Raw genomic sequence first — 18,057 nt, 5'->3', positions numbered from 1 at the left:
ATAAATTTAAGGTGTTTTTATTTTAATAAAAATATTTATAAATTTTAATTAATAAAAAAAATTTCTTTCATTTTAATATAAAAAACGACAATAAGCTACCACGCTTTTATATTAATGTAATAATTAGGTTTATTTAGTTTCTCAATATTTTATAATACTACAAATTTATTCTTTATTTTCATTTTTAATCCTTTATGTTGATAAAAATACCAATTATGTTTTTTTACGGAAAATATTGTATGCAAGTCCACAGTTATGATATATTATTTTTAAATATAATATTTTTCTTATTTATTATTGATAAATTATTTAGGTTATGAGGGCTAGTATATGAATAATACTATTAATAGAGATTCAATCGATTTGCTTCTACATGAAATTAATAAAATAAAATATGTTAACTACGAAAAAACTTTAACCCTTGCTAATGAAACACTTGGAATGTCAGAAAAGATTGGGTACGAACTTGGAATCGCAATATCAAAATACTTTTTATCAGAAGCATATTATAATACTGGAAACTATGAAAACTCTATAGATTTAACTTATTATTCATTAGATATCTTTATAAAAGAAGGATTATATGACCTTCAATGTGGTTGTTATAACCAATTAGGTATTATCTTTAGTGAATTAGGAGAATATGATCGGAGTATGGATTTTTATAGCAAAGCTGAAGAGACTGCTGCTTTGATTGATAGTAATAAAAAATTTGATGAAAATTCTTCTACAAAAAAATCAATGGTTCGAACATTAAATAATATTTCAGAGATTTATAAATTTCTTCAGGATTATAATGAAGCCCTAAATTATTGTAATACTGCATATGAAATTGATAAGCAGTTTGACTTTTCTTTCTCTAAGGGAATAACGCTTTTAAGTTTAGGTGAACTATACTATTTATTAGAAGATTATGATAAATCTACTGAACTTTCTTATACTGCTTTAAAATATTTCAATCTATATAATTATAAAATTCCTGAATCAGATTGTTACAAGCTACTAGCTTTATCCTATTGGAAGAAATCTGATTTTATAAAGGCAGAAGATTATTTTGATATTGCTTTAAATATTAATAAAAATCACTCACCTGTTTTTTATAAGATTGACGTATTAATAAATTATTTTGAGTATCTTAAGGAACGTGGTAATTTCAATAAAGCATTAAATAAGTTAAAAGAAGCTTGTATTTTAGCTATAAAGAGCAATATGACAGAAAAAATATCTGAAACTTCTAGCTTACTTGCCATGTTTTATGGTGAATTAGGAGACTATGAAAATTCATATAAATATTCAAAAATGCATTATGAAAATGAAAAAGAAAATTTGTATGCTTTTCATAATCATTTAGCTAATAACTTAAAAATTAAAAAACGAATGGACGAAATGATAGTTAATAATGAAAATCTAAAAAGTAAATCTGACTCACTTCAAACTATTATAGAGAAAATTTCAATAATAAGTGAATTAGGACAAGAAATCACCTCAACTTTAAATCTAAACAAAATAATAGATATACTTCATTCAAGTATAAAAAACCTAATAGATTTCACATATCTAGGAATTGGTTTATATGATGAAAAAAGTTCCACTGTAAATTATTTAGATGTTTTTGATGACGGTAAAAAAAGAAAAAAAGCTAGTCTATCAATTGCTGAGTATGAAAGTTTTACAAGTAGATGCATTACTAATTCAGAATTTATCATTGTGAATGATATGAGTTCAGAATATCTAAATCATATGGATGAAGAAACCTATCGTTTTAAAATAAACAAAAAAGATCAAGAATTGAACTCACTTATATTTTGCCCGCTAATAATAAACACTAAAGTTATAGGCATTATGTCTATCCAAAGTAAAGAAAAGCATGCTTTTACTGCTTATCATATTGAGATGATAAAATCTTTGTCTTCTTATGCTTCTATTGCGATTAACAATGCAATAAAATCTTCTGAACTAGAAAAGGAAATAGAAAAAACTCACGCCGTACAAGCACAACTTAAGGAATTAAATAAAAAGCTTCTCTTCTTGTCAGAAAATGATAGCATGACTAAAATTCCAAATAGGAGAAAATTAGACAGTTACTTAAAGGATATATGGAATAGAACTTTAGAAAGCGGTAATCGTATTTCACTGGTATTATTTGATGTGGATTATTTTAAAGAATATAATGATAATTATGGTCACGTAGAGGGAGATAGATGTATTGTTAAGATAGCTAAAATTTTGTCCACTTTTGAAAATGAAAACTTTTTTGCTGCACGTTATGGTGGAGACGAGTTTATAATCGTGTTGCCTGAATGTTCATTAAATAAGGCTAGAGAGCTATGCGAAAATCTTCAAGAAATAGTTAAATTCAAAAATATTCCTCATGCTTATTCTAAGGTGTCTGACAAGGTAACACTATCACTTGGAGTAACTTCAATAGTTCCAAATAAAAGTATTACTATTAAAGATTTTATTAAAAAGGCTGATACTGCTCTTTATATTGCAAAAAAACGTGGTAGAAATCAAATTGCTATAGTTTAATAAAGACTCAATTACTAATTTGTAATTGAGTCTTTAAAAATTATATTTTAACTTACTTCTTTATTTTCTTCTAATTCATATGTTCTCTTTTTCACTGCTATATCCCATGCTGTTTTTCCAAGATAAATGAAAGCTATAACGTTTGTTAGTGATGTAATAAATAATAGAAATCCTGAAGGGGCGCTACCCATACCATTCCCTGAATTAAATAGAACATCTTGGGTATTTAAATATATTGTCATACTATATACACTTGCTAAGATAAGAAGTCTTTTATCTTTGATATAAATATATGCTAGAAGTGCTAAGGCAGCTGCCGGGAAAAGATATCTTTCATGCATACTTGTGGAGAAAGTAAATACACCAGCAATCTGTATTAGTGCTGCTAGGGGCGCAATGATTTTGCTATTACCTTTAATATAAATAAACCAAGTAAATAATGTTATTAATATAATAAAAATAATTCCCCATGTATGATAACTAAAAAAGATAAAACTCTGGGAATCACTTGTATAATTTTGACCTAGTAAAGTGAAAAAATTATATCCATTTACTGAAGCATACGGATACTCGCCTATTGTATTTGAGAATAGATTAATTATCCAAGTAAATCCTTTAGTAATAGAAAATGGTAGTATAATAATTAACGCTGTAATTAATGCTGATATTCCAGATACAAGAAAACTTTTAATACTTTTCCGTCTAACTAATTCAAAAAATAATACTGGAAGATATATTATTCCTTGAGGCTTCATCAATACTCCAATAGTAAATACAACTGAAGATAATGCAATTTTTCCCTCTGTCATTAAATATACTGCAAGCACTATTATCATTGTAAAAAATGAATCTACTTGCCCCCATATTGTTGAGTTAATAAAAATTGCAGGATTAAATATATAAAATATAGAAATCAACATACTTAATTCTTCTTTAATATACTTCTTTCCAATTTTATAGATAAAAAATGCTGTTACAATATCTGCAAGTATCGATGGTAGCTTTATTAAAAAAGTAAAGTAAGGATTAATTGTAGACAAACTTGCAAGCTTTCCAGTTAAGAATAGTATATAAATATAAAATGGTGGATAATCACTAGTTCTGGAACCTGAATAGAACCCCGTAAGATTATTAGCTGCTGTAGTCGCCCAATTTTTAAATAAGTTAATATCAGAAATGAATCCTTGGGAATATAATCCTAGTGAAATTCTCAATAATAATCCTAATGCTAATAGTCCATATATAAGTATTTTCTTATTCTTATCTGAAAGGGCAACTCTTCTTCTCTTTCTAAACGTAAATAAAGTTATGAATGTTCCAAAAAATGCTATTATATAGGCAATAAGTATTGGTGATATGTACTTATTACTTCCTGAAGAACTCATCCCCCTATTCATATTACCACCTTGAAACTGTGGTCTTTGAGCTTGATTATTTGTATTACCACCATTGTTTTGATTTATATTTTCATTAGTTCCGTTACCCATTTTTCCATCTGGCGGCGTTCTGCCTTGATTTTTTCCGCTTCCTTGAAAATTTCCTTGAGCATAATTATTGGTATTAGCCGTATTTTTAGTATAATTCCCTACTGTATAAACACATAAACCTATAGATAATATTATTGATATGATCATTATTATATTAAATACATTCTTTCTTATAAATTCCATTTTCTCCTCCTTATTATTATCAAATAGTATATACTAATTTTAGTACATTAATTCGGAAAATCTGTGGTAACATTGTCGCAGAATTATGTGAAAACTATAAATTAAATAAGTAAAAAAAACAGAAGCCTAAGCTTCTGTTTCCACGGGTGAACTACCTATAATCACTCTATTATATTTATAAAGTTTTCAATTTCTTCTTTATTAAGAAATACCTCTCCCAGTTTTCCATGTCGTTTGTCTACCCTCTTATCTGAATGAAAATCAGAGCCTGCAGTATAAAAACATCCCTTTTCTCTTGCTATACTTCTAAAATATTCATTATCTATTTTGGAGTTTTTCCAATACACTGCTTCAATTCCATTAAAATCTAAGTTAAGTATATCACTAACTATTTCATTTTTAATTTTTATTGGGTGAGCAAGAACTGCTACCCCTCCAAAATATTTCAATAACTTTATTCCTGAATTAGTATAAATTTTATTTTTGATGCTTTCATCATCAAATTTAACTTCGAAATCAAGTAACTGCTGTAATGATAAAACATCTTTACTTCTTACATATTCTAATACCTTCTTAAAGTTACTATTTTTAAGGATTTCTTCATTAAAATATCCTAAAACATGGACTTTTTTCCCTCTGAATCTTGTAGAAAGCTCAATTCCTGGAATAACTTTGACACCCTCTAATTTCCCTCGATTTATAGCTTCATCAACCCCATCAATGCTATTATGATCAGTTATAGAAATTATATCTAAGCCCTTTTCTTTTGCCATAACTACAAGTTCTGTTGGCGAATAATCTCCATCTGAAAATGTACTATGGATATGAAAGTCTCCTTTTGTGTACATATTTTTCCTCTATATTTCATGATTATCTATATATTATATTTATACTTCAATAAAAATGTTTCATCTTAATTTCTATGACATATTTACTCTATTTATTGACTTTTCAAAAACATCTTTCTTATCTTTTCTGCAAGTTCCTTTGCTATTTCTATTTTATCAATCAAGATATCCTTAGGACTTACTAACAAAGGATACTCTTCTAACCATACATTACCTTCAATTAATTCACCTTTTAATATATCCTTATCAGGATTTTCGTCATTTACCTCCTCTAATTCATTAAAAGGAGTTAATACAACAATTCTTCTGCAAGGCTCATCAAATTGATCATAAATATTAAAAAAACTATTATAATTTTCAAAAGCCTTCACTGAAGTAACAACCTTAAGAAATATTCCTAATTCATTAGCTAAATCTATTACTTTAACTTTATCTTCTTTCATTCTAAATACCTATCCTATATTGTTATTAATGGTTTTTATAATTACATGCTTATAGGGTTTTAAGTTCAACTCATAACTTATTTGTGAGAAATAAATTAAGTTTCCTATAAAAAACCCTATGATACAGTATAACACAAATATTCACTCTGACTTAATAAGAAACATATACTTATATTGAAATATTTAAGGGAGGATATAAATGTTTAATTCTTATCCTTATTTCGGATATTCTGTTGAATGTAAAAATGAGCCTAAAACTTTTCCACCTCAACATCAACCAGTGCAACCTGGCATTGAAGCACTTATGTATCCTAAGCCAATTTTTGATAATCCTCACTACTTAGGTAGTGGTAAACTAAAAGATAAAGTTGCGCTAATTACTGGAGGAGACAGTGGAATTGGAAGGGCAGTTTCTCTAGCCTTTGCTAAAGAAGGGGCAGATATAGCAATTGTGTACTTATATGAGCATGTTGATGCCGAAGCTACAAAAGCCCTCGTTGAGGGGCAAGGCAGAAAATGCATATTAATTTCTGGAGACTTAAAAGATGAAAGCTTCTGTAAGGAGATTGTTGAAACAACAATTTCAACTTTTGGCCACTTAGATATACTTGTAAACAATGCAGGTGTTCAATTTCCCCAAAACAGCTTGGAGGATATTACAACAGAGCAATTAGAAAACACCTTTAGAACTAATATTTTTCCTCTTTTTCACGTTACCAAAGCTGCTCTACCATATCTTAAAAGTGGAAGTTCTATAATAAATACTGCTTCTATAACAGCTTATAAAGGAAATAAGCTTCTTATAGATTACTCTTCAACCAAAGGAGCAATTGTAACTTTCACTAGATCACTTGCACTTAACCTAGTGGAAAAAGGTATTAGAGTAAATGGAGTTGCTCCTGGTCCAATATGGACTCCATTAATAGTATCCAGTTATTCAGCTGATTATGTTTCTACATTTGGTCTAGATGATACATCTATGAAGAGAGCTGGTCAACCAGTAGAGTTAGCTCCAGCTTATGTTTATTTGGCATCTGATGATTCTAGTTTTGTAACTGGTCAGATACTACATGTTGATGGTGGCGGATATACAAGTTCTTAATAACTACTAAGTAAATATATGTACACTACAGAAAGCATATCTAATAATTAATATATTATTAGATATGCTTTCAATTATAGTAGCTCAAATTTATTAAAAAATTGTAGTTTTTATAAAAATAATACATTTATTTATGATTTGCAATCATAAATTGCTATAATGAGTAATGTGCATTCATTAAGTTTCATATACTATATATTTCTTTTGTTTTCACATTATTTCATTTAAAGATATGTATAAATTGTGAATTAACCTCTAAAAGTACAATTTTTAATATATAATAAGGTTAGTTAAAATTTATTATTTCGGAAGGAGTTTGAAGATATGAAATATATTCTCGATATGCATACCCATACTGTAGCTAGTGGCCATGCTTATACTACATTGTTAGAAAATGCAAAATACGCTAGCGAAATAGGCCTTCAACTTTTAGGTACGACTGATCATGGTCCTACAATGCCAGGGGCTCCACATGAATGGTATTTTGGTAACATAAAAATAATGCCAAGAGAACTTTTTGGTGTAACAATGCTTTATGGTTCTGAAGCAAATATTATAGATTATGATGGAAATTTAGACCTACCTATGGACGTACAGAAAAACTTAGATATTATTATTGCAAGTATTCATGAACCAGTGATGCAATCCAGTGATGATGCAGACCTAAATACCTCTGCATTCTTAAACGCAATGGATAATCCCAATGTACATATAATCGGTCACCCAGGAAATCCTAGATTTCCAATACATGAAGAAGCTTTAGTAAAAAAAGCAAAAGAAAAGAACATATTGATTGAAATAAATAATAGTTCCTTTATTAGATCAAGAATTGGTAGTGACAAAACCTGTACAAAAATTGCTAGTTTATGTAAGGAACATGGTGTTAGAATAATTTTAAATAGTGATGCTCACTCATGTTTTCATATAGGAAATTTTGATGCTGCTATAGAAATTCTTAAGGATATAGATATGCCTGAAGAATTAATAATTAATAGTAGTAAGTCTGCATTTTTAGATTTTCTTAGAGAAAAAGGAAAAGATATATAATTAATACAAGAGTTATACTTTAGGAGGAATTATGGCAAGATTTTTTAACGGCAAGAAAATAGAATTATTAGCACCTGCTGGCAATATGGAAATATTCAAAAGCGTTGTAAATTCAAATTGCGATGCAATTTACATTGGTGGTAAATCACTAAATATGAGAATGATGCGTAAGGGTTATAACTTTTCTGATGAAGAGGTTAAGGAAGCTTTAAATCTAGCTCATGAGGTTCAGAAAAAGCTTTATGTGACTGTAAATAATATGCTTAACGATTCTGAAATTGATGAAGCAATAGAATACCTTACATATTTAAATGATATTGCTGTAGATGGAATCATCGTTCAAGACCTTGCAATTATACAAATTTGCAAAGAGCATAATTTAAAGAACTTTGAAATACATTCTTCTGTTATGATGAATGTACATAATATAGAAATGGTTGAAGCTTTAAAAGATTTAGGCGTATCCAGAGTCGTTTTATCCAGAGAAATGGATCTTAAAACAGCTAAACACTTACAAAACGAAACTGGTATAGAAACAGAGTACTTTATGCATGGCGATATGTGTACAGTTAACGGAGCTAATTGCTATTATAGTTCAGTAGTCTTAGGAAATAGTTCAAATCGTGGTAGATGCTTTAAGCCATGCAGATGGTCTTATAAAGTAAAAAAAGATGGTAATGTCTACCCTACTGAATATCCTTTAGCTGCTAAAGATATGTATATGTATGAACATATCCCTGAACTTATTGAATCATGTATAACATCCTTTAAGATAGAAGGAAGAATGAGGGATGCTGACTTTATTGTTAATTTAATAAATATTTATGGAGAAGCTATTGATAGATATATAGAGGATCCTTTAGGCTTTAATAGAAAGAAGCATGCTGAAGAATTATTTGAAGGCAGAAAAAGAGATTTTACTACTGCATATGCTTTTGGTAGACCAGGATTAGATTTTATAAATACACGTTATGAAGGTACTGGTAAGTTCTATTCTACTGGCAAAGTATTCTCTTCGCCAACTGAAGAACCAAAAATAACTGACAAGGCTATTAACGAGGTTTTATCAGAATTGAGCAGCTACACTTCAAATACCACTTCTAAACACAAGCTATCGGTAAAAGTAAATAATTATGAACAAGCTAAATTATGTTTGGAACTGGGTGTGGATAGAATCTATCTTCCTAGTGAAGTTTTATGTCCAGATAAATTTATTACTCTTGAGCAGTTAAATGATTTAGTAAGTAATAAAAATAATACAAAGATATATCTTGATTTGCCTCAAATGATGAATGAGCTTCAATTTGATATTATTGATCAATATTTATCAAATCAAGGTCATCTTTTTGATGGTCTTCTAGTATCTAATCTAGGTGCCATAAGAAAATATGCAAATAAGTACCCATTAATTACAAACTACAATTTAAATATTTATAATAATAAGGCAGTTGAATTATATAAGAATTTAGGAGTTAATGAATTCACATTATCTTTTGAAGCTAAGAATAATGAAATTGGAAGATTTATAAGTTCCTCTAATGATTCCTTAGAATTAATTGTTCATGGACCTATGAGAGTTATGTATTTAGATCATAATGTTTATGAGAATATAGATGCATTAGAGCCAGCTGAGAAAGCTGATAATAAATACGTTGATAATAATATCTTAGTATTAATGACGGATAAAGGTGAAAATCCTGTATATATAGATCAGAATGGAAAGAATCATTTATTTACTTCAAAGGAACTTTGTTTATTACCAGTCTTAAAAAGCTTAAATTTCGATAAACCGCTAAGTTTTAGAATCGAGGGACAAACCTATTCTATTAGCGAATTAGAAAATATAATTAAAGTTTATAAACAAGCAATAGAAGATAAATCAAAATGCGATGAATTATTCTTAGGTTTACAGCCAGTTAGGGCAGGCCTTACTTTAGGAGCCTTGTCTTTTAAAACAATTTTATAAGGAGTAAAATTATGAATTATATTGGACCTGATAATATACTAAAAAAAAGAAAAGATTACATGTTTCCCGCAACTGCAAACTTCTATAATAATCCACCTCAAATAGTAAAAGGCTCAATGCAATATCTGTTTGATGAAAATAATAAAAAATATGTAGATTTCTTTTCAGGTGTATCAGTAATGAATTGTGGCCATTCAAATCCAGAAATACTTAAGGACACAATTGAGCAATTAAGTGCATTACAACATACTTGCACATTATATTTAACTCAACCAATGGTCGATCTTGCGGAGAAACTTTCAAACATACTTCCTGGAGATATTAAGAGAACCTTCTTCTGTGCTACTGGTTCTGAAGCTAATGAAGGTGCCATGGCACTAGCAAGACTTCATACTAAAAAATCTGGATTTATAGCTTTAACTGGTGGTCTTCATGGAAGAACTCACTTAACTCTAAGCGTTACTGGGATACCAATGTGGAGATTAGATGATAATCTAATTAAAGAAAATATCTTTTTTATTGAAAGACCATATTCTAGCACTACTAGTTATGAAATTGCTATGAAGAAGTCCTTAGCAGAACTTGAAGAAGTTTTGAAGAACCATGGAGACAAAATTGCTGCAATGATATTAGAGCCACTACAAGGAAATGGTGGAATAATATTATATCCTCTAAATTATATAGAAGAAGCAAAAAAATTATTAGAGAAATATAATGTACTCTTAATAGTTGATGAAGTTCAAACTGGCTATGGACGTACTGGTAAAATGTTCTGTATTGAGCACTATGATGTTATTCCTGACATCATAGTTACTGCAAAGGCTTTGGGAAATGGAGTTCCTATTTCAACATTCTCAACCACTGATGAGATTGCTAAGTCCTTTAATAAACCTTCTGCTTCTACACTAGGAGGAACCCCTGTAACAGCCTATACTGCTTTAAGTGTTCTTAACTATATTGAAAAAAACTCATTAGTTCAAAGATCAGAGGAATTGGGTGACTATTTAAGACATAAACTTGAAAGCCTAACTTCTCCACTTATACAAGAAGTTAGAGGTATAGGACTTATGTTAGGTCTACAAATTCAATCAAATAATGAAGCTCTTAATTCAGCTGAAATTACGGATATCATACTAGAGGAAATGAAGGATCTTGGATTCTTAATAGGTAAAAATGGATTAAACAGAGATGTTGTAGCATTTCAACCGCCATTAGTTATTACTAAAGATGATATTGATTCTATGATATTAGGCCTAGAAACTGTATTTAAAAAAATAAATTAAAAGGTGCGAAGCATTTGCTTCGCACCTTTTTCATATACTACTCTAATTCTTCATATTCAAGTTTAGCCATTGGAAATGGTTCTAATGCTCTTTCTAATATACCTTGTACATATGCAATTAACATTCCATAATTCACTATTGGAACATCATACTCCTTTGCATCATTAATTCTTGAGCACATTGCAGTCCTATTAAGCATACATCCACCACAATGTACAATTAATGAATACTGTTTAACATCGTCAGTAAATACCATTCCAGAAGAATACTCAAAAGTTAATTCCTTACCAGTTATTTGTCTTAACCATCTAGGTATCTTAACTCTTCCTATATCATCAGCTTGCTTGTGGTGAGTACATCCTTCAGAAACTAACACCTTATCTCCATCTTTAAGATTCTTTATGGCTTTAATTCCCTTAACCATCTCAACAAGATCACCCTTATATCTTGCAAATAATATAGAGAATGAAGTTAACATTATATCCTTTGGCGTATCTGCAGAAACTTTTAGAAATACTTGAGAATCTGTTATAACCAATTTAGGTTTTCTTCCTAAACTTTCTAAAGTCTGCTTCAACTCATACTCTTTGGTAACTATTGCTATAGCATCACTTTCTAAAATATCTCTTATAGTTTGCTGCTGTGGTAAAATTAATCTTCCTTTTGGTGCTGCTTTATCGATAGGTGTAACCAAAACAACTAAATCTCCTGGGTTAATTAAGTCACCAACTATCTTAAATTTATCTTCCTCTTGTGGTAATAGAGAAATTATTTTATTTTTTATTTCTTTAATTCCTTTTTTAGCCACTGCTGAAGCTGGAACAACTTGTATTGAAAGTTTTCTAGCCATATCTTGAGCCATATCTGTATAAGAATCATTAGAATCTATTTTATTAAGTACCCCTAATATTGGTATATTCTTTTCTTTTATTTCCTTTACTATTTTTATATCATATTCTGTGACCCCAACTAATCCATCTACTACAACTAGTGCTACATCAGTTTTATCTAAAACTTCTAAAGTTTTCTTTTTTCTTAATTCTCCTAGCTCCCCTTCATCATCTAAACCTGCAGTATCAATAATTACGCAAGGCCCTATGGGAAGTATTTCAATAGACTTATATACTGGGTCTGTAGTGGTTCCCTTGAATTCTGAAACAATAGAAATTTCTTGCTCTGTTATTGCATTTATTATACTTGATTTACCCGCATTTCTTTTACCAAAAAGGGCTATATGTACTCTTTCTGATCTAGGTGTTGAATTTAAACTCATATTATTACTCTCCTTACTTTCCAGGTATTCCTGGCTTTGTTAACTCCAATGGGTTAAGTATCTTATTTATTTCTTCTTCTGATAATATATTGTCGCAAATTAGAATTTCTCTTAATGTTTTTCCTGAAGCTAAAGATCTTTTTGCAACCTCACTTGCTTTGTCATAACCAATATGATGAATTAATGCAGCTGTCATAGCTGTAGATTTCTCTAAATTTTCTAGGCACTTGTCCTTATTAACTTCTATTCCTTCTATACATTTTTCTCTAAATATTATAACAGTTCTTTCTAATAATTCTAAGGATTCTAGAAGATTCTCTGTAATAATTGGAATAAATGCATTTAATTCAAGCTGTCCACTAGCAGCTGCAAAGGTTATTCCACTATCATTAGATATTATTCTCATAGCTACTTGAGCAACCATTTCTGGTATTACAGGATTTACTTTTCCAGGCATTATAGATGATCCAGCTTGCTCTATTGGAAGTGTAATTTCACTAAAACCACCTCTTGGTCCTGATCCTAGTAATCTTAAATCATTAGATATTTTCATTAAATTAACTGCGCAAGATTTTAAAAGTCCAGAAACTTCAACGAAAACATCTGCATTTTGTGTTATATCCATTGGGAAATCTGATCGTGCTAATCCTATTCCTGTAAGGTCTTGAAGAAAATCAGTTATCATGAATATATATTTATTGGTTGCATTCAACCCTGTTCCTATAGCTGTTCCACCAATATTAATTACTCTTAGTCTCTCTTCAACCTTATATATTCTCCATCTATCTCTCTCTATGGCTTTAGCATAAGCACCAAAGCCTTGACCTGCCATCATTGGAAGAGCATCCATAAGTTCTGTTCTTCCTAATTTTAATATATTTGCAAACTCATTTTCCTTTATTTGAAATGCCTCTTGAAGACTAGCTAAAGCGTCTGCAAGTTTTCTTATTTTTCTTATGGCTGCAATTCTTAGAGCTGTTGGACATACATCATTTGTAGATTGCGACATATTAACATGATTATTAGGATGAATTATATCATATTCCCCTTTTTTTCTTCCTAATATCTCTAATGCCCTATTTGCTATAACCTCATTAGCATTCATATTCGTAGAGGTTCCAGCCCCCCCTTGAAATGCATTTATATGAAAGCTATCATCAAATAATCCACTTACTACTTCCTCTGCCGCCTTAATTATTGCTTTTCCTTTCTCTTCATCCAACTTTTTAAGTTTAATATTAACCATTGCTGCTGCTTTTTTTATAAGTGCTATTTCCTTAACAAAATCTATATTTACATATCTATCTCCAATATTAAAATTCTCCATAGCTCTTATTGTATTTATGCCATAATATTTCTCATCATTTATGCTCTTCTCTCCAAGCATATCTTTTTCAACTCTATAATCCATAATTATCTCCTTGATGATATTATATATTTATGCTATATCAAGGATAGAGATTTTTCAATATGTATACTTTAAAATTCTAATGTTAACTTTTCTAATTACGTTTATCTATTAAAATGAAAAATCACCATTTTCATGGTGATTTTAACTTTATAGTTTTATGGAATTTAACTCATTACAAATCTCATCTAAATCATTATAGCTATTTGTTATTTCTATTATTCCAGCATTAAGGTCATCTATTGCTGCAAATATTTCCTCCATTGCAGCTGCTGTTGTTTCTACATCTTCGCTAATATCATTTACAGAGTTTAATGTATTTTTCATTGTATCTTCCACTACAGCTGACTGGGAACTAACATCTTTTGAATGATTAAGCACATTTGTTGTATTAATATTTACATCTTGGAATAATGCCTTAACATCATCAGTATGTTTATTGCATATTTCAATAGATTCTTTTTCCTTAAGTATTTCACCTGCAACTACTTTAGTTTTATGGGATATATTACTCAATATTGCCTCAACCTTATCTGTAGAAATCTTGGAATCCTCTGCAAGCTTTCTTACTTCCTCTGCAACTACTGCAAACCCTTTACCATGCTCTCCTGCCCTAGCTGCTTCTATTGATGCGTTAAGTGCTAAAAGATTAGTTTGCTCTGATATTTCTGTAATGCTGTTTATAATTTGAACAATTTTTGTAGTTTCCTCACTTAGTTCACTTATCATATCCACTACATTTAAAATATTTGAATTAACCTTATTCATTTCTGAAGAAAGTATATCTACCTTGCTTGTACCTTCTAAAACTACATTCTCAGTTGATACTGATAGAGATTCCATAGTTTTAATTGCATTTGAAACTACTCCTACTTTTTCTACTCCTACTTTACTTGAAGTTTTCATACTATCCATTATATTTACTTGTCTTGATGCTCTATCTGCAACCTCACTTGTAGCAGTTGTTATTTCTTCTGCTATTTGTCCAGTAACAGTAATTCCACTTTTAATTTTTTCATTTGCTTCTGTTAATGTCCTTATGGTGTCATAAATTTTATTTAATAACATTTCAGCCTTTGCTTTTGCGTCGTTTGTTAGCTTCTGTTCTTCATCTAAATTCTTATAAACAATCTTTGTAATAACTGCATTAATTGATAAAATAACTGAACCTGCAACAACGTATAACACATAAAATACTAGTTCCTCATAGCCTACCGAAATAAACAAAGTAGTTTTATATGTTAAAAAGAAATAAACTATAAGTGCTATACTTGCAATAGCTTCTAATATTGTGGCTCTTAAATCTTGATATACACTAACTAATATTACTCCATAGTAAATTAAAATAAAATTTGCCCAACTTGGATCTGTTAAAAACATTATACATATAACTACTGTATACATAAATATTGTATAAAGCATAGTTGGAATAACATATTTAGCTTTTATTAATATTAATGCAATCAACATTAATGGCACAGAAAGCCCTATAAGAATTAATATTGACTTTGTATCTGTCTTTAAGAAAATATCGAAAACCACTCTTAATAACACTGATAGCAAAAATCCTACTAGCATGATTTTATTTTTTAGTTCTACATTTTTTTTATAATCCATTAATCTTCCTCCATCTTAGCTATAATTAATATTTCCGTATATTTATTAATTATAGTTAATTTTCGTATGTTTTTCCACATAATTTACCATATTATTCTCTTTTTTGATATTTTATGATACCTCACTAAATATTTCATATAAATTAACATTTTAATCCTTTCAGTAATTTCACGAAACTAATTTATTTACAATAAATCCCTAAAGTAATTAAATTTGCCAACGATATAGATATATAAATATTATTTTTAGAAATATTTAATGTAGGAGTGATTGAAATGAACGTAAAAATAAACAGAATAGAATATTACCACCCTGAAACAAAATATTCAAACGAATACTTTATGAAGCATTTTTCGAAGCAAGGAACAGATATATCAGGGCTACTTGAAGTTACAGGAAGAGATTCAAGATATATTTCTGAGGACTTCCATGAAAACTCTTTAACTATGGCCATTAAAGCTTCAAAAAAGGTAATACAAAATGCAAATATTGATGTAAATGACATAAATTTAGTAGTATTTGTATCTACAACTCCAGAATTTTTATCACCTACGAATGCAGTCAAAATTCATGAAGCATTAGGACTAGGAAAGCAAGCAATTGCATACGATATGAATGGAAATTGCGCAGGAATGATAATTGCTGTTGATCAAGTCAGCAGAATTATGAAAACTAATGATAGAATAAAATACGCATTAGTTATCGGCTCTGACCAGTTGGTTAGATATTCAAGAAGAACCGAAGCCATTACTTATTCTAATTTTGGAGAATCAGCTTGTGCCATTTTACTAGAAAATGTAGATAGTCATCCATCAGACTTTATAGATAGTTCCTCTTATGTTGATAGTTCATTAAATGGATATATAAATTTCCCACCCTCAGGCTTTTCGAAGGTTCTACCCTTAGATAAGCATACTGAAAAGGATAATAGAATAATTGAATGGATAGACTTTGATACCGATGAAGCTTTTGCTAGTTCTGTTGATTCAATAAATGAAATTCTTGATAGAAATAACCTATCAAAGGATGATATTAAGATTTATTGTTTATCTCAGTTCGCCAAGAAAAATATTGATTTAATCCAAGAAGCCTTGAAAGAACCTGACCACAAGTTTCCTTTTGTCGGAAACAAATTTGGATATACAGGAGTTACTAGTCCATTTATCGCACTTACTGATTCTATTGAAAAAAATAAAATACAACGCGGTGACCACATCATTCTTTGGACAGTGGGAGCAGGTGTTGTTGCTTCATGTATACTTTTAAGATATTAATTATATTTTAAATATAGGGTTTTAAATTGAGCTAATAACTTACTTATACATTAATAAATTAAGTATCTTATAAAAAACTAAAAAACTTCTTCTAGTTATTCAATTACTAGAAGAAGTTTTATTATTTATAAAAGTTCTATCTTATTCATAATAACAAACCACAGGATTTCCTACCTGAATACTATTAAATACTGCATTTGCAACATAGTATGGGGCATTGACGCAACCATGGGATCCATTTGTTCTATAAATATTTCCACCAAAAGTACTTCTCCATCTTGCATCATGAATTCCAATTCCCCCATCAAATGGCATCCAGAAGCTAACAGGTACATTATAATCTTCCCCTTTTAACATAGTGTTTGTCTGCTTATATTTTATCCTATAAACTCCCACTCTAGTTGAATGATTTTGACTTACATTACCTGTAACAACATCGCCTTCAACAATTAATTTACCATCTTTATAAAACCATAAATGTTGCCTTGTCATATTTATTTCTACATAGGTATTCCCTATATCATTTCCGTCATGTGATATAGCTGTTTGAGAATATTTAGGTTCCCTATCTACTGTTTGTCCTTCCTTAACAGATGCTATCAAATTCTCAACTTCTTTTGATTTATCCACTAACCAACCATAATCACCACCACTGATTTTTATAGTAGTTCCCATTGTTGTATGAAAATCTCTCTCTTTTCCAACCGTATTCAAACCGTCAAAAAGTGTATCTAGATATTTTTTTATATTTGCTTCATCAAACAAAACTTCAAAGTTCTCATTAACTTGGAGCCATTTATTTATAATTGCTCCATCTACAATTTGTTTCTTTGAACCTAAGTTATAAGTAACTTTAGATGATACATATTTATTAAGCAAGTTTTGAGTATCTATTACCTTCTGTGATGTTGCAGTATATTGGGGCTTTTCGTAACAATTAGCTGATTCTAGACTAATGGTCTTATCCATATTATTTATAGAATTTACTAATTTTTCTTCTAGAAGACTTTTATCTAGCTTATTCCCTTTGACTTCATCTATAATTATATATTTATTATTCTCATATTTGAAACTTGGCTCTTTAGGCTCGACTATGCTTTTATTTGTTAAACACTCCAAACTATCCATCTGCTTTTTTAATAATTCCTTATCATAAGATATATTTTCTTTTATTTTACTATTACTAGAATTAAAAAATGCAGAAATCCATCCAAAGGGATTCTGTCTTTCCTTTAGCTTTTGAATCCCACCATTAGACTCATACTTTAACTTAATATCTGCTCCATTAATCTCTTCTTTTTTACCATCTCTCTCCTCTATCACTAACTTATATGCATCAAGTTCAGACGGCAGCTGTTTTTCAGCTTCTGCTACTGTTTTACCAGAAACACTAATACTATTAACCTCTGAGCCAAAATACAAATGATTAGTAAAATAAATGGTCATTCCTAAGTATATAATAATCAAAATACCTATAGAAATTATAATACCCTTTATTGTTTTTTTACGTTTATTTTTTTCCTTCTCCAATATGACGTCCTCCCTGAATCATTAATACGAATCCTACAAATTTTAATTGTTAATGTAATATTTTTAA

13 protein-coding genes are annotated in these 18,057 nt (G+C 29.5%); 6 read left to right on the top strand and 7 right to left on the bottom strand.

Annotated elements, in window-relative coordinates; genetic code table 11:
* Nucleotides 1–330: 330 nt before the first annotated feature.
* Nucleotides 331–2,529, top strand: a complete 2,199-nt coding sequence (locus L1S47_RS20130; protein ID WP_238886816.1) for a diguanylate cyclase domain-containing protein — start codon at nucleotides 331–333, stop codon at nucleotides 2,527–2,529.
* 47 nt (nucleotides 2,530–2,576) lie between these two features.
* Here L1S47_RS20130 and L1S47_RS20125 read toward each other — a convergent pair whose 3' ends face one another.
* The 3 genes from L1S47_RS20125 to L1S47_RS20115 form a co-directional block, all read right to left on the bottom strand.
* Nucleotides 2,577–4,199 carry a hypothetical protein gene (locus L1S47_RS20125; protein ID WP_238886813.1) on the bottom strand — a complete coding sequence of 541 codons (1,623 nt, stop codon included), beginning with the start codon at nucleotides 4,197–4,199 and terminating at the stop codon, nucleotides 2,577–2,579.
* Between the two features lie 161 nt (nucleotides 4,200–4,360).
* The gene (locus L1S47_RS20120) at nucleotides 4,361–5,047 is read right to left on the bottom strand and encodes a PHP domain-containing protein (protein WP_238886811.1); all 687 of its coding nucleotides are present in this window, start codon (nucleotides 5,045–5,047) and stop codon (nucleotides 4,361–4,363) included.
* 92 nt (nucleotides 5,048–5,139) lie between these two features.
* On the bottom strand, nucleotides 5,140–5,490 hold the full coding sequence (locus tag L1S47_RS20115) for a hypothetical protein (RefSeq protein ID WP_238886809.1): 351 nt from the start codon (nucleotides 5,488–5,490) through the stop codon (nucleotides 5,140–5,142).
* Between the two features lie 199 nt (nucleotides 5,491–5,689).
* On the opposite strand from L1S47_RS20115, the gene L1S47_RS20110 reads away from it, so the two are divergent.
* The 4 genes from L1S47_RS20110 (at nucleotide 5,690) to L1S47_RS20095 (ending at nucleotide 10,888) form a co-directional block, all read left to right on the top strand.
* Nucleotides 5,690–6,592 (top strand): SDR family oxidoreductase, encoded by a 903-nt coding sequence (locus L1S47_RS20110; protein WP_238886806.1) that lies wholly within the window; start codon nucleotides 5,690–5,692, stop codon nucleotides 6,590–6,592.
* Nucleotides 6,593–6,916: 324 nt separating this feature from the next.
* Nucleotides 6,917–7,639 carry a phosphatase gene (locus L1S47_RS20105; RefSeq protein ID WP_238886804.1) on the top strand — a complete coding sequence of 241 codons (723 nt, stop codon included), beginning with the start codon at nucleotides 6,917–6,919 and terminating at the stop codon, nucleotides 7,637–7,639.
* Between the two features lie 31 nt (nucleotides 7,640–7,670).
* Nucleotides 7,671–9,605, top strand: coding sequence for a U32 family peptidase (locus tag L1S47_RS20100; protein WP_238886802.1), 1,935 nt, complete (start codon nucleotides 7,671–7,673; stop codon nucleotides 9,603–9,605).
* 11 nt (nucleotides 9,606–9,616) lie between these two features.
* Nucleotides 9,617–10,888 (top strand): aspartate aminotransferase family protein, encoded by a 1,272-nt coding sequence (locus L1S47_RS20095; protein ID WP_238886800.1) that lies wholly within the window; start codon nucleotides 9,617–9,619, stop codon nucleotides 10,886–10,888.
* A 37-nt stretch (nucleotides 10,889–10,925) separates the two neighbouring features.
* On the opposite strand, the gene hydF is transcribed toward L1S47_RS20095, so the two are convergent.
* From hydF to L1S47_RS20080, 3 genes are all read right to left on the bottom strand, one after another.
* On the bottom strand, nucleotides 10,926–12,161 hold the full coding sequence (gene hydF / locus L1S47_RS20090) for a [FeFe] hydrogenase H-cluster maturation GTPase HydF (protein ID WP_238886798.1): 1,236 nt from the start codon (nucleotides 12,159–12,161) through the stop codon (nucleotides 10,926–10,928).
* A gap of 13 nt (nucleotides 12,162–12,174) precedes the next feature.
* Nucleotides 12,175–13,572, bottom strand: coding sequence for an aspartate ammonia-lyase (locus L1S47_RS20085; RefSeq protein ID WP_238886796.1), 1,398 nt, complete (start codon nucleotides 13,570–13,572; stop codon nucleotides 12,175–12,177).
* A gap of 147 nt (nucleotides 13,573–13,719) precedes the next feature.
* Nucleotides 13,720–15,186: a methyl-accepting chemotaxis protein gene (locus L1S47_RS20080; RefSeq protein WP_238886794.1), complete on the bottom strand. Its 1,467-nt coding sequence runs from the start codon at nucleotides 15,184–15,186 to the stop codon at nucleotides 13,720–13,722.
* Between the two features lie 275 nt (nucleotides 15,187–15,461).
* On the opposite strand from L1S47_RS20080, the gene L1S47_RS20075 reads away from it, so the two are divergent.
* Nucleotides 15,462–16,460 carry a ketoacyl-ACP synthase III gene (locus L1S47_RS20075; RefSeq protein WP_238886792.1) on the top strand — a complete coding sequence of 333 codons (999 nt, stop codon included), beginning with the start codon at nucleotides 15,462–15,464 and terminating at the stop codon, nucleotides 16,458–16,460.
* A 141-nt stretch (nucleotides 16,461–16,601) separates the two neighbouring features.
* On the opposite strand, the gene L1S47_RS20070 is transcribed toward L1S47_RS20075, so the two are convergent.
* Nucleotides 16,602–17,990: a peptidoglycan binding domain-containing protein gene (locus L1S47_RS20070; RefSeq protein ID WP_238886791.1), complete on the bottom strand. Its 1,389-nt coding sequence runs from the start codon at nucleotides 17,988–17,990 to the stop codon at nucleotides 16,602–16,604.
* Nucleotides 17,991–18,057 lie beyond the last annotated feature (67 nt).

The organism is Clostridium sp. YIM B02551 (assembly GCF_022324735.1).
Taxonomy (GTDB): Bacteria; Bacillota; Clostridia; order Clostridiales; family Clostridiaceae; genus Clostridium_T; species Clostridium_T paridis.
The sequence above is the reverse complement of the archived record's forward strand: the minus strand, read 5'-3'. Positions and strand labels throughout refer to the sequence as shown.

Excerpts from the sequence above, each read along its gene's own strand:
- L1S47_RS20130 (WP_238886816.1), top strand. The coding sequence starts at position 331 with ATGAATAATACTATTAATAGAGATTCAATCGATTTGCTTCTACATGAA.
- L1S47_RS20085 (WP_238886796.1), bottom strand. The coding sequence starts at position 13,572 with ATGGATTATAGAGTTGAAAAAGATATGCTTGGAGAGAAGAGCATAAAT.
- L1S47_RS20105 (WP_238886804.1), top strand. The coding sequence starts at position 6,917 with ATGAAATATATTCTCGATATGCATACCCATACTGTAGCTAGTGGCCAT.
- L1S47_RS20080 (WP_238886794.1), bottom strand. The coding sequence starts at position 15,186 with ATGGATTATAAAAAAAATGTAGAACTAAAAAATAAAATCATGCTAGTA.
- L1S47_RS20095 (WP_238886800.1), top strand. The coding sequence starts at position 9,617 with ATGAATTATATTGGACCTGATAATATACTAAAAAAAAGAAAAGATTAC.
- L1S47_RS20125 (WP_238886813.1), bottom strand. The coding sequence starts at position 4,199 with ATGGAATTTATAAGAAAGAATGTATTTAATATAATAATGATCATATCA.
- L1S47_RS20110 (WP_238886806.1), top strand. The coding sequence starts at position 5,690 with ATGTTTAATTCTTATCCTTATTTCGGATATTCTGTTGAATGTAAAAAT.
- L1S47_RS20075 (WP_238886792.1), top strand. The coding sequence starts at position 15,462 with ATGAACGTAAAAATAAACAGAATAGAATATTACCACCCTGAAACAAAA.
- L1S47_RS20115 (WP_238886809.1), bottom strand. The coding sequence starts at position 5,490 with ATGAAAGAAGATAAAGTTAAAGTAATAGATTTAGCTAATGAATTAGGA.
- L1S47_RS20100 (WP_238886802.1), top strand. The coding sequence starts at position 7,671 with ATGGCAAGATTTTTTAACGGCAAGAAAATAGAATTATTAGCACCTGCT.
- L1S47_RS20120 (WP_238886811.1), bottom strand. The coding sequence starts at position 5,047 with ATGTACACAAAAGGAGACTTTCATATCCATAGTACATTTTCAGATGGA.
- hydF (WP_238886798.1), bottom strand. The coding sequence starts at position 12,161 with ATGAGTTTAAATTCAACACCTAGATCAGAAAGAGTACATATAGCCCTT.